General features: G+C 48.2%; 9 protein-coding genes. All 9 read right to left on the bottom strand.

Annotated elements, in window-relative coordinates:
• Window positions 1–2: 2 nt before the first annotated feature.
• Entirely contained in the window at window positions 3–1,211 is a 1,209-nt protein-coding gene (nagA, locus tag BT112_RS06730; protein WP_072316595.1) for an N-acetylglucosamine-6-phosphate deacetylase, read from the bottom strand.
• 10 nt (window positions 1,212–1,221) lie between these two features.
• Complete coding sequence (locus BT112_RS06725) at window positions 1,222–2,562, bottom strand: sugar MFS transporter (protein WP_072316594.1); 1,341 nt, start codon at window positions 2,560–2,562, stop codon at window positions 1,222–1,224.
• A gap of 5 nt (window positions 2,563–2,567) precedes the next feature.
• Entirely contained in the window at window positions 2,568–4,127 is a 1,560-nt protein-coding gene (locus tag BT112_RS06720; protein ID WP_217652334.1) for a beta-N-acetylhexosaminidase, read from the bottom strand.
• Window positions 4,128–4,521: 394 nt separating this feature from the next.
• On the bottom strand, window positions 4,522–5,586 hold the full coding sequence (locus BT112_RS06715) for a LacI family DNA-binding transcriptional regulator (protein WP_072316592.1): 1,065 nt from the start codon (window positions 5,584–5,586) through the stop codon (window positions 4,522–4,524).
• 111 nt (window positions 5,587–5,697) lie between these two features.
• Window positions 5,698–6,261, bottom strand: coding sequence for an AraC family transcriptional regulator (locus BT112_RS06710; RefSeq protein WP_072316591.1), 564 nt, complete (start codon window positions 6,259–6,261; stop codon window positions 5,698–5,700).
• Between the two features lie 70 nt (window positions 6,262–6,331).
• The gene (locus BT112_RS06705) at window positions 6,332–6,892 is read right to left on the bottom strand and encodes a DUF3347 domain-containing protein (protein ID WP_072316590.1); all 561 of its coding nucleotides are present in this window, start codon (window positions 6,890–6,892) and stop codon (window positions 6,332–6,334) included.
• 27 nt (window positions 6,893–6,919) lie between these two features.
• Complete coding sequence (locus BT112_RS06700; RefSeq protein ID WP_072316589.1) at window positions 6,920–8,698, bottom strand: efflux RND transporter periplasmic adaptor subunit; 1,779 nt, start codon at window positions 8,696–8,698, stop codon at window positions 6,920–6,922.
• A 77-nt stretch (window positions 8,699–8,775) separates the two neighbouring features.
• Window positions 8,776–10,017 (bottom strand): TolC family protein, encoded by a 1,242-nt coding sequence (locus tag BT112_RS06695; RefSeq protein WP_072316588.1) that lies wholly within the window; start codon window positions 10,015–10,017, stop codon window positions 8,776–8,778.
• Window positions 10,014–13,859, bottom strand: coding sequence for an efflux RND transporter permease subunit (locus BT112_RS06690; RefSeq protein WP_072316587.1), 3,846 nt, complete (start codon window positions 13,857–13,859; stop codon window positions 10,014–10,016). The genes BT112_RS06695 and BT112_RS06690 overlap by 4 nt, the downstream gene beginning before the upstream one ends.
• Between the last annotated feature and the right edge of the window lie 83 nt (window positions 13,860–13,942).

Genomic DNA, 13,942 nt, shown 5'->3' with positions numbered 1-13,942 from the left:
ATTTATACGATATGGTCGGTGTAATGTTTCTTATCCTGGTATATAACCGTTCCATTTACTATGGTCATAGCTATATGTACCGTTTCGTCGAATATGGTAATATCCGCATCTTTTCCGCAGACCAACGATCCCTTCTCCCGGTTTATACCGAGAATGGAAGCCGGGGTTTCTGTAATCATCTTTACAGCGTCGTTCAGGGGAACATCCGCAAGACTGATCATATTCCTCACCAAGCGATCTGCTGTAGCCACGCTCCCCGCAAAAGCCGTACGATCCGGAAGTTTGGCCACACCATCTTCGATGAGTACGGGTAATCCGTCTTCCAGACTTCCCAGTATGCTCGGCCCTTCCGGCATTCCAGCAGCCCTCATGGCATCGGTAACCAAAGCAGTACGATCTGCTCCCTTGATTTTATACACCAGTTTTAATAAAGGAGGAGGTAAATGGATACCATCCGCAATGATCTCTACGGTCATATTATCGATCAGGTATGCGCTTTCCACGACACCGGCATAGCGAAAGGCATTACGCCTGGATACACCGGACATACAGGAATAAAAATGCGTGGCATGTGTATAGCCCTTTTCATACGCCTCCAGAACCTCTTCATAGACCGCATCGGTATGGGCTATCGAGGGCAGTATTTGTTTTGCCGACAGGTATGCCCCCATCGCTACCGCACCGGGTAGTTCGGGGGCTATACTCCAGCGTTTTACAAACGGGAACTCCGTTACGATCGTCTCATATTCTTCCGGATCGGGATTGCGGATATATCTCGGGTCCTGCGCCCCCTTTTGCTTCATCGAAAAATAAGGTCCTTCGATATGAAGTCCGGCAAACCGGGCTCCCCGGTGGTTCGACGCCTGGACTGACGCATACAATTCAAGTGTTTTCCGGAGTGAGGCAGCACCACAGCTGAGCGTTGTAGGCATGAGCGCCGTGGTTCCGAAAGTTGCATGTGTACGGGCTATTTCCAGAAATGCTTCCGGGGTATTGTCCATAAAATCATGCCCACCACCACCATGTACATGCATATCGATGAAACCCGGGGCTATGTACTTTCCCCCGGCATCGATTTCCAGGGCCCCGCTGATTTCCGTATTGGCATTGCCCACTTCCACTATTTTTCCGTCCTTAATGAGGATACTTCCGTCTTTGATTGTACGGTGCGGAGTGATTATCTTGCCATTATATATTTTAAGGTAACTCATATGTTCGTTTTCATTTAAGAGTTTTTCTATACGTCCATCTTTTCAGGCGATGCCCCGCAAAGGCGTAAAAAATGAGATAGGAATAACAGGGTAATAACACCCAGTATGCTTCCCTTAAACCATGATGGTCGGCCCAGTACCCATAAAGCAATGGCATGATGGCATTTCCGCAAAGTCCCATAATAAGTAGGGAAGCCCCCATTTTAATAAACCTGCCGAGATTGTCCATAGCCAGGGGCCAGACCCCCGCCCATATCATGGAATTCGCAAAGCCGAGGAGTACGATGAACCATACGGATATGTCGACATGAAATCCTAAAAAATCCACTTTTTTACTGACCGAAAATACAGCCACACTAAACAAGAATCCGAGGATCGTACAGAATTTCAAGGCATTCAGCTGGGAAATAAATTTCGGGATCAGGGAAATGCCGAGTATGTAACCTATAATGGTCGCCGTCAGTGTGTATGAAGGAAATACTTTGGCCTCAAGGAAAGAGAGGCCACTGTCGGAGGCATAATTGATAATACTGTCCACGGCGATCACCTGTGACCCCACATGAAAAAAAATGGCAACGGCCCCGAGGACGAGATGCGGAAAATCGAGAATACTCTTTTTCCCTGCCGTCGAAGCCCTGTCTTCTTCGTCTTCCGACTCGGTGTCGATTTCCGGCAAAGGCGAATATTTGACAAACAGTCCGAGAGCTACCAGTACAAGGGCCAGTACAGCATAAGGTATAACGACCCGTTGCGCAAGCTCGTCCAGCACCAGGGACTTTTCCGCACCTTTCATAAGAGCTACGGACTCAAAGAGCACATCATCGGTAGGTCGTAATATGACGGTAGCAAACAGGAGCGGAGCCATTATCCCCGCCAGTTTGTTACATATTCCCATAATGCTGAACCGCTGCGCGGCACGCTCTTTGGCACCCAGGATAGTTATATACGGGTTGGCTGCCGTTTGCAGTACGGCCAGCCCCATCCCCAGGGTAAACAGTCCGACGAGAAAAACACCATACGTACGGGTCAGTCCCGCAGGGACAAATATCAATGCCCCCAGGGCCATAACCCAGAACCCTATCATCATTCCTCTTTTGAATCCCGTCCTTTTCAGAAGGTACCCGGAAGGTAAAGCCATGACGAGATACGCAATGTAAAATGCAAAGGCTACGAGGTACGACTCAAAATTGTTGAGTTCACAGGCCACTTTAAAATAAGGGATCAGGATGGCATTGACCCAGGTTACAAATCCGAAGATAAAAAACAGTACCCCTATGGTGGCAATAGATACGGCAGCACGCCCTTTTCCTGTCTTGTTTGTATATTGTAGTGTTTGGTTGGTCTGTTCCATAATAATCAGTTAGTGAGTTTCCGGATCAGCATTTCAATCCTGTGGTTCCTGAGCCTGTTTTCCTTTTCCAGTTCGGAAGGATACAGAACATCGCGGTGCAGCACCGAAAACTCCTTGTCGATACGCTCCGAAGGCAGATCTTTGAGTACCCGAAGCAGTTGCGGAATATCCTCTTCCCGGAAAGAAGGTTTGTTTAATTCCGCTTCTGCCAGCATTCCCTGAAGGTAATACCAACGTATTTCGGTCATCAGCACATAATGGCGGAACTCTTCCTTGTTTTTAAGAGGTTTTAGACTCCGCAGTACATCCAGAACAGTACGTACACTATCGCTCAGGCTCACGACATCTATGCCTTCCCCGGCTATTTTTCCCTGTTTTATTTCATAAGATGCCGCAGTCAGTGCTTTCCAGAAGGTCAGCGCCTGGCCTTTATTCAGTCCGTAGGTGTCCTTCGAATACCTGACGATAAATTCTTCCACGGCCAGGGGAGATTCTGTACGGAGGCTTTCCAGATAGGCCCGGATAAGAAGACGGAACCCGCTCAGCGGATAAACACGTCTTACCGGGTACAGATCGGTGATATTATCTGCCGATTCGAATACCGGCGAGTAAATACCGGAGGTTGACCAGGAAGTCATCACTATACCCTTGTACCCCAGTTGGCGTGCCTGTGGTATGAAGGTATGTATATTGTCCATATGTTTCTGCCAGTCGGTGAGGTAATAATTATCCGGGCCACTGCGCAGGGCAGGTGCCCCCCAGATTTCAAATCCGCTTTGTATTAACTTCCCGTGATCGCCAAACCGGTCGAGTTCCCAACCATAATTCCAGTCTACAAGTACGGTTTCTTCCGGGAGCAATTCCAGGGCGTCGGGATATTTAAGCGCAATATCCGCCCAGATCACTGGCCGTTTTCCCAACCCGACCACAACGTCGCAAAGCATCTTCAGGTAATCTCCGTACAATCTGCCCATCCCTACTTCTTCAGCCTTTTTACGGGATGCTTCGGAATGTCCGAGCAGATAGGTCTCATCACCACCGATATGGATATATTCCGAAGTATGTGTTGTGATGAGATCCTCGTACAAATCGGTAAAAAGTGCTTTACATAAAGCTTCTTCTGTAGGGTTTACCTGCGAATAGTCTTTCTGGTCCTCACGAAGCTCCCGGTACCGCGGATGCCGGAGTATATATTCTACGTGCCCGAAACTCTGTTGCAAGGGTATCACATCGATCCCGATGGAATTACAATATTTTACAAAACCCGTAATTTCTTTGCGGGTATAAGCATTTTCTCCGGTTATAACCCGGTGTTTTTCGTAAGGATAAGTGGCCTCCCACTCCATGAGCAACGTATTAATTCCATTTTCACTCAGCTCCAGGGCCAAATCCTTTAAAGCCGGCATTTTCATAACCTGTATTCTGAGGTCCAGATGGAATCCTCTGACCTCGAACGTATGCCGGGCTTCGGCATACATAAAATGCAATGGAAAAACAAAGAGTAAAAACAGTAATTGAATTACGGAAACTCTACAAATGACAAACGGATAACGAAATAATCTCACTTTGGTTTTTTATATTAATTTTTCAGGATACCTGAAATTTTCACACTATAAATTCTAATTTCAAATTCTGACAAAAACAACAATAAAATTAATTTATAATGAATTATTATTAATCGGTAACGTGCCCGAAGATAATAATTTTCCATAAAAAGCCATTATTATTGATAATAAATTAATGATTTTTATTTTGAGGATAGTATAGAAAAAGCAGGATAAAAAGCTCCTAATCCCAGATGGGACCGGGGATTCCAGGTTAATGTAAAACCGGAGAAAAAACAGATAAAAAAACAGGAGGCATTTTCTTTACACTTTGCTTCCCGTATTATAAATGTTGTAAAAACTATATTCTGAGAAAGATATTTCTGATAGTATTTACAGTGCTACATATTGTTGTTTAATTCTGGTAATACACGTAGTTCTCTTTGGTTATAATATCAATAGGCATGAATTGTTCCCTGGGCAGGCTGTGCTGATGTACCAGAGTCTCATAAAGAGCCATTACCCCTCTGTATCCCTGCTCCTGAGGCTTCTGACATATCAGGAAATCCACAACTTCCCTTTTGAGGAAACGAATATTTTCATCGAGAAAATCGTATCCTGCGAGAAGAATATCCGTTTTGCTGTTTTCTTCCAGGAACCGGGCTACAGAAGACACCCTCGAATTGGTTACAAAAATCACATCGACCTGGTGTTCATCGAGAATCCGGTGAAGTTCGGATCGTATAGAGGCATAGTCGGTTTTTCGTATATCAGTCTTTAAAAGGGTGACATCCTGCTTCTTTTCGGAAAAATACTTCCGGAACCCTTCTTCTTTTCTCAGCAGGTGATGATGCAGGTCCATTTCTTTGGAAATATTAACGATAAGTGCTTTCTGTCCGGCCCGCAGGATATAGTGCATAAGATGGCCTGCCAGGTAACCGCTCTGAAAAAGGTCGGGCCCAATATAGCAAAGGTTATGCTGATCTTCGATATCGGAATTGATAAAGACAAATGGGATACCGGAAGCTTCGCATTCCCTGATAAAGGCTACGGATTCGTCTTCGAACATCGGTGCGAGTACAACGCCGTCATATTTTCTATCGAGAATTTGCGAGGCATTTGCGATAAAGGAAGATTTATCGTTCTGATCGAAAAAATAGGTATCTACCGTAATACCGAAATCCTTGAGCTCCCCGGAAGCTTTGTTAACCCCGTTTAATGGGGCAGCCCAGTAGCCGGTCTCTTCGGAAACCCCGGGGATCAATACAGCAAAAGCAAGGGTTTTTCTCGAAGCCAGCCGCCGTGCCATGATATTCGGCTTATAATCCAGTTCGCGGACTATTTCCAGAATACGCTCTTTGGTCTTAGCCGAAACCCCCGAACGGTTGTTCAGTACCCGGTCTACCGTAGCAGTAGAGACATTAGCCCTCCTGGCAATCTCTTTTACTCCTACCAGTTGCTTTTCCTCCTTGTTTTCCATAACAAACAAAAATATTAAAAAATACTTTTGTAATTAAGGCAGGATATGGATCAAATGGTCCCGGATCCTTTTTTGTCCCTCAAAACATATTACTCTGTAGGTGTAGGACAATCATATCTCTTCCAAGGGCTTTCTCCGATGTTCTCCCAGTTTTTTGAAATGGGAGGGCGTCAGCCCGGTGACTTTTTTAAATTGTCTGCTGAGGTGTGCGACACTCGAATAATGTAGCAGGAATGCAATTTCACTCAAAGACAACTCGTCATACACCAGGAGTTCCTTGGCTCGCTCTATACGTTGTGCGATAAAATATTTTTCGATGGTCGTACCTTCCGTCTGGGTAAAAATGTTACTCAGGTAAGTATAGTCGTGGTGCAATTCCGCACTGAGATATCCGGAAAGATTTGTCTTTGGAAAATCTTTTTCCAGGCCATGAACAAGCGCTATGATCCTGTTCTTCACCTTCTCGATCAACCTGCTTTTTTTATCATCTATAAGTGCAAATCCATAGTGCTGTAACATCCTCTCCACCTCTGATTTTCGTTCTTTCGAAATATCAGAAGACAGTTTTACCTCGCCCAGTTCTACGGATACGGGTTCTAATCCGAGTTTTTCCAGCTCGGAACGGACAATCATCTTACAGCGGCTGCACACCATGTTTTTGATATGAAGTTTCATAGTTAATTAATTATGAGAATGCAGGGCCAACCATTGATAATCCGGTTGGTCCTGCATTCTCATATTATGCTTAATTGAACCTTTCCCTGACTTCCCCGCATGTCAACATCTTATCACCGAAGTACGGATTACGTATTTCTTCTTCGGAAGATAGCCAGTAAGCACCTTCGAAATCGAAGGCCATAGGGCAGAACTGTTTGTAGACCGTTCCGGAAGCTATTTGTCCATCTATCATTGTTGTGAAAGCTTCGGAAAGTCCGTAAAAAGCCTTTCGCTGCACGTCAATATCATCGCTTTTTTCGATGGCTGTGGCAAATTCAAGGCCCTTTCCGTTGTTTTCTGTTGCACCAAGCGCCTTCACCAGCATTTTTGCTCCGTTTTGAGCCTCTCCGGCATCGCTACGCACGAGAGCCGTTTTGATATGGATGTAATGCCCGTAAGCCTCACCGAATTTTTCATTTTTAAAGACAGGTGATCCGGCCATATCACGATGATCCGTTTCTCCTTTATCCCCTTCATGATGCTCATGCATCTCCACGGTTTTTACATTTTCTTTCTTTTCCTCTTTACAGGAATACACTCCCGTCAGGGTCATAAATGCCATCATGACCGTTACAAATCTGTTTTTCATTAGTATGTAATTTAACGTTATTCTTGTTTATTTGATCTCATCGGTAATTTCTCCGCATTTCAGCATCATAGCCCCGAAGTACGGGTTGTGTATTTCCCGGGACAAACTCAGCCAGTCCGCCCCGTTATCGGAATCTGCCATAGGGCAGTGCTGCACGTATAAAGTTACGGAAAACGGTCCGAATGCATGAGCCATTCGGATCACACTTTCAGACAGCGGTTTGAACGAGCGACGCATCTCCTCCAGGTCGCTGGTACTGGTCATACGCTCGAGGTGGGGCGTTACCTCTTCCCGGAAATCCATCCAATACTGATGAGACGTACCCTTGAACAACGACATGTCAGCACCGTCAAGTGCAGCACCGATATTCAAAACGGCTTTCCCCGCTTCCGGGACATCGCCTCCTACAAGCGCATCTTTCAGTTCGAGATAAGCCCGGGTTACCTGCTCTGCAGCCTGCCTGGCTTCGAGAGAAATTTCCGCCTTTTCAGGCATCCTTCTTTCCCCGGTATTACCTGAAACAGGCGTTCCGCTGCCATGATGATGGCCCATCCCGCTGTCTCCGCCGTCCGGATTCATCATACTGGGTTTTCCCGCCAGCTGGGCGGCCGCATCCACGGTAAAGGTGCCATTCACTACGATCTCATCACCGGTTTCCAAGCCTTTTTCTACCGTATAAGCTCCTCCGAGAGACGGACCGAGAACGACTTCCCGCATTTTAAACGATGGCCGTCCTCCACCCATTTCCCGCGTATAGACTACCGAACGTTCTCCTGTCCACAACACGGCGCTTTCCGGAATCGCAATGGCTTTCTCCGACGTTGCTCCCGGTACGATGTGCATTTCCCCCGAAGCAAACATTTCGGGTTTGAGCCTTCCGTCCTTATTGGACACTTCCACACGGGCCGTTGCCACCCTGGTTTGTGCATCGATCAACGGATCGACAAAAGTAACTTTGCCCTCAAAGGTCTCTCCGGGCAACGAAGCGATGGTATATTTTATCGTACTTCCTTCTTTTATCCAGGTCATTTCACTTTCGTAAATATCAAAAAGCACCCACATGGCCGAAAGATCGGCAATTTCATAGAGGGGCATTCCGCGTTCCACATAATCCCCCAGTTCCACCTTGCGTTCGGTTACAATACCATTGACATCGGCACCGATAGGAAAACGCTGCAAAGGACTTCGGTTTTCCAGTATGTTGTTAATCCGTGCCTCCCCGATTTTCCAGTTCCGCAGTTTTTGCTTGGCCGCTTCGAAAAGTTCGGGTTGGGTATTTCGCATGGTATAGGCCTGCAACAATTCTTCCTGGGCGGTCACCAGCTCCGGCGAATACACCACGGCGAGGGTTTGTCCCTTCCGTACCTTTTCACCGGTAAAATTGATACTGAGTTTCTCTATCCGCCCGGGCACATGAGTGGTCTGTGCATACACCTTACGTTCGTCGGGAACGACCTTTCCGTTGAGCCGAAGCGTTTTTTCGGTCGCCTGCCTTCCCACCGTCATCGTTCGGATATTGGCCAGTTTCACCGCATTTTCACTCATGGCTACCACTGCGGGGTCGCCTTCGGATGCATCGCCTTCGAGGGGAATGAGGTCCATTCCACAAATAGGACATTTTCCCGGTTCGTTCTGCCTGATCTGCGGGTGCATCGAACAGGTCCACACTTCCTCTACCCCACTTTCGGCTGCGTGATCATGTGTAGGCAACGACTCCCGGCCTCCACCGAAAAACAGCCATCCGAGCAGAAATCCTAAAAGCAGGAGTCCGCCCATGATCAGTATATTCTTGTTTTTTGCTTTCATTTAGTTTATTAGTTTGTAGTGTATCCGTACTTACTGCCGGTTTCCGGCCTTCTCACCTTGTACATACCAATGATAATTTAGTCTTCCGATAACAGGTATGCTTTCCTGGCATACGCCGAAAAACCATCCTTTTCGGCTGTTATTTTTGCGGCCTGGTAAAGCAGTTTTTCCTGCTGCAAGCGCAGTATCTCGTCCATAGTACTATCAGTATTGCCATAAGACGACAACAATAACTTCATGGCCTGCCCGGTACTTTCGAGCTGTTTATCGTACAGTGCTATGCGCTGTTGTGCTTTCCTGATGTCGTAACGGGCCATTTCGTAATCGGCCCTCAACCGGTTCCGTACCGCAACACTTTCCTGTCGGGCCGCTTCGGCCAGGAAGTCCGCTTCCTTCACCCTCGCCTTATGCTGTTTCCGAAAAACGGGCAAACTCACCGAGAGCATAGGCATAATCACATCCTGCCCGTTGTTTTCAGGGTTCATCTCCGTCTGTTTACTTATGATGGAATAATCCACCCCGATCCCGATCATGGGCAGGCCCTGCTTCACGGCCGCTCTTCGCTGTGCCGCATAAGAAGCCGTTTGCTTGTCCAGTTGTTGCATTTTCGGATGCGCGGCAAAAAGACTGTCGCCTTCAATATTTCCCTGTTCCATCCCTTCTCCTTCGGGAAGGGCGGGAAGCGTTTCGGGAAAGACCACTTCGCTGTCATAAGCCACGTTCAGCAGCGCATTGAAACGGTACGCTACCGATGCCCTTTTATCTTTGAGCAGGGTGATCTCTGTCCCGGCATCATTCCGTTTCATATCCACCCGTACCACGTCTACCATGGCCGCCTTGCCGTTACGGAACCTGGACAGTGCCAGTTCGCGGAAGGTGTTGAGCACTTCCATATTTTCCTCCTGTATACGGATGGTCGCCTGAAGTTCGTACATTTCCGCATAGACTGTCTTTACCTTTACAAAAAGTTCTTCCCGGGTGTCCAGGTATTGCTGAAAACCGGCTTCTGCCATTGAAGTTGCAGCGTCTTCGCGAGCTTTCAGCGTCCCGAACCAGGGGAACATTTGCATCAGCGAGAATTTGGCTTCCTGCCTTCCCAGCCGGGTCTCTATCATTTTCCCGAAGGCACTCATCGTAAGTGTAGGGTCGGGCAGGCTGCTCACCTGTGGGGCCTTTTGCATGGCTGCTTCAAAACGGGCGTAAGAGGCCTTCACCTCAGGGTTGTTTTCGGCAGCGATCTGCAGATAATCATCAAGGGCCTGTGCATTTACCATAAAAGGCAGCAATGCTATACTTATGATCCGGATTATCTTTTTCATGACTGTAAGATTTCGTTTTGTCCGTTTCCGGCATTTTCCTTTTTTACGACGGTTTCTCTCCAATAGGCCTGCAGCACAGGGACGACAAACATGGTCATAATCTGTATGAACATCCCACCAACTGTAGGAATGGCCATGGGCACCATAATATCCGATCCTTTCCCGGTCGAAGTCAGCACGGGAAGTAAGGCGATAATGGTTACGGCTGTTGTCATCATGGCCGGACGGACCCTTTTGAGCCCGGCTTCCAGTACGGCCGCTCTGACCTCCGGAACGGTCCGGGGTTGTTTTTCTTCAAAAACCTGATGGATATACGTTCCCATAATCACCCCGTCATCCGTAGCAATTCCAAACAGGGCGATAAATCCTACCCAGACCGCCACACTGAGGTTTATGGTATGCATCTGGAAGAGGTCGCGCATATTCACCCCCAGTACGGCAAAATCCATAAACCAGTCCTGTCCGTACAGCCAGAGCATGATGAAACCGCCTGCAAAAGCGACAAATACCCCGGAAAAATGTATGGTGGAAGCAACGACGGTACGGAACTGGAAATACAGTAGTAAAAAGATCAGGACCAGGCTCAGGGGAATTACGATTGACAACCGCTTGACAGCACGTACCTGGTTTTCGTAATTTCCGGAAAACTTATAGGTTACTCCCCGGGGCACCTGTAATTCGCCCGAAGCTATTTTCTCTTCGATGAAACGGCCGGCATCGTCAACAACATCCACTTCGGCATAGTTTTCTTTTTTGTCGAAGAGCACGTAACCGGTGAGGAAGGTTTCCTCACTTTTTATCATCTGTGGCCCGCGAACATATTCCGTCCTGGTCAGTTCCCCCAACGGTATCTGTGCCCCCGAAGGTGTCGGCACGAGTATCTTCCTTATTTTTTCCGGGGTATCCCGCAGTTCTCTCGGATAGCGTACCCTTACCGGGAAGCGTTCTCTTCCTTCCACCGTACTGGTCACCTGCATACCACCTACCGCAGTTTCTATGACCTGTTGCAACTGCTCTACACTCAGGCCGTACCGCGCTATGGCATTCCGGTCGATATGCAGCTGCAAATAAGGTTTCCCCACGATACGATCGGCAAAAACGGCTTCTTCTTTTACAGAAGGGACCTGTTTGAGAAGGTTTTCGAGTTGTATCCCGAAATCCTGTATCGTTTCCAGGTCCGGGCCGTAAACCTTGATTCCCATCGGGGCACGCATCCCTGTCTGTAACATCACCAGGCGCGTTTCTATGGGTTGTAAACGGGGAGCGGAAGTCACACCGGGAATCCGGGTAACCCTTACGATCTCGTTCCATATATCATCAGGGGACTGCACCGTGCTCCTCCAGTTCCGGAAATAGCTGCCGTCCGTATCCTGTACCAGGTCTTTGTCCGAAAACCCTTGTTCCAGCACTTCGTCATTGGTAAGCGTATCTCCGGATTTCAGGATAAAACGGCCTGCTTTATCCGTTTTATAGGCCTGCTGCTTTCCTCTCCCGTCCCTGCTGTATTCCGGCTTGTAGTTTATGATATTCTCATACATGGATATCGGCGCCGGGTCCAGGGCACTTTCGACCCTTCCCATCTTACCTACAGCCATGTCCACCTCCGGTATTCCGGCTACCGCCATATCCAGTTGCTGGACGACACGCCGGTTCTCTTCCATCCCCGCATGTGGCATGGAAGTAGGCATCAAGAGAAAACTTCCCTCATCGAGAGCAGGCATAAATTCTTTCCCGGTTCCCGGAAATGCATGAGCCAGGCCGCTCCACAGCGAAGTCGTTCGGATGTTCCATCCTATCGCATCTCCCCCCCGGGCGACCATGCCGAAAAGCTTCGGAAAACCTATCCATATCATCAATCCCAGAAAAACGGTAAGCAGAGGCAGCAACAAAAATTTTCCTTTGTGTACGAGGCACCATTTCAGTATGGGTTCGTAATACCGGACCACCGCAAGCAGGGCCACAAGTATCAAAGCCAGTAGGAGGATTACAAAAAGATAGTTGCTGAACAGGCTGTTCTGATGGCCTAACGGCACCCATTCCTCTGCCAGAAAAAACAGGGTCACGCCCAGTATGACAAACAGCGTGATCCCGGAGGCATACTTACCGAGGAATTCCGGGCTTCGGTGTTCGAACAGCTTTATGACACCGATCACTGTGAGCGCCAGCGGCAACCACATCCGGAAAACCACGGCCAGGATGAGCCCGCCCGCCACCAGGGAAATATGCCACACCCGGTTGATGTGCTTTTTCTTCGACCCCATCGAAAACACAAAATAAGAGAGGGTAGGCAAAACGATAATCCCGAGCACAAAAGAAGCGGCAAGCGCAAAGGTTTTGGTAAAAGCAAGCGGGCGGAACAGTTTTCCTTCGGCGTGTTCCATAAAAAATACGGGAAGGAAACTCACTACGGTTGTGGCAAGCGCCGTAGTTATGGCCGGGGCGACTTCTGTGGTCGCACGATAGATAATGTCTGCGAGCACCTTTCCTCCCGCCCCCTCATTTTCTCCGGATTCCAGATGGCGGATCATATTTTCCACAAAAACGATCCCCACATCAACCATCACCCCGATAGCTATAGCAATTCCGGACAGGGCTACAACATTGGCATCGACTCCGGCATAACGCATCACTATAAAGGTCATCAGCACCGCTACGGGGAGCAGGCTCGATATCAGTACGGATGCCCTCAGGTTGAGCACGAGGACCACCACAACGATAATACTTATGAGAATCTCATGTGACAAGGCATTTTCGAGCGTTCCTATGGTTTCGTGAATGAGTTGTGTACGATCGTAAAACGGAACGATGGTAAGCTGGCTTTCCGTACCGTCTTCCAGTGTTTTCCGGGGCAGTCCACGAGTTATTTCACCGATCTTGTCCTTGACATTATCAATAACTTCGAGCGGGTTGGATCCGTAGCGTGCTGTAACTACGCCCCCGACAACCTCAGCACCTTCCTTGTCGAGCAATCCGCGTCGCGTTGCAGGGCCGAGTGTCACCTTGCCGATATCCCGGACAAGCACGGGTTTATTGGCATTAACAGAAATTACTGTTTCCTCCAGGTCCTTTACGGATTTGATATAGCCCAGGCCACGAACCAGGTATTCGACCTGGTTGACTTCTATGGTTTTGGCTCCTGCATCCCTGTTGGAATTTTTCACGGCCATCATCACCTTGTCTATACCGATATTATAGGCCTTAAGGGCATCGGGGTCGACATCGACCTGGTATTCCTGCACATACCCTCCTATGGATGCCACTTCGGACACCCCGGAAACAGCGCTGAGGCCGTACTTTACATAAAAATCCTGTACGGTACGCAGTTCGTGCAGGCCCCAGCCCCCGGTAACATTTCCGTCCGGGTCACGTCCTTCGAGAGTGTACCAGAACACCTGCCCCAGTCCGGTAGCATCCGGCCCCAGGGCCGGTTGTACACCTTCCGGAAGAAGGTTGGCGGGAAGCGAATTCAGTTTTTCAAGTATCCTGGAACGCGACCAGTAAAACTCCACATCTTCATCGAAAATTATATAGATACTGGAAAAACCGAACATAGAAGTACTCCGCACCGAGCTTACTCCCGGTACCCCAAGCAGTGTTGTTGTCAGCGGATACGTAATCTGGTCTTCCACATCCTGGGGAGACCTTCCGGGCCAGTTGGTAAAAACGATCTGCTGGTTCTCCCCGATATCCGGAATGGCATCTACCGGAACAGGATCGTGGGGCAAAAAACCGGTATTCCAGTTAAAAGGCGATGTCACCAGCCCCCATCCTATAAACAATAGGAGCAGGAGAACAGTAACCAGCCTGTTATGCAAAAAATAACGAATAATAGTATTTAACATCGAAGCTTGTTTTTAGTGATGCAAACGATAAACCGTGAAAGATGGGGTAACGGACATATCCGGACATACCTCATCCGTACAAA

It is taken from the genome of Sinomicrobium oceani (genome assembly GCF_900119185.1).
GTDB classification, from domain to species: Bacteria; Bacteroidota; Bacteroidia; order Flavobacteriales; family Flavobacteriaceae; genus Sinomicrobium; species Sinomicrobium oceani.
The sequence above is the reverse complement of the archived record's forward strand: the minus strand, read 5'-3'. Positions and strand labels throughout refer to the sequence as shown.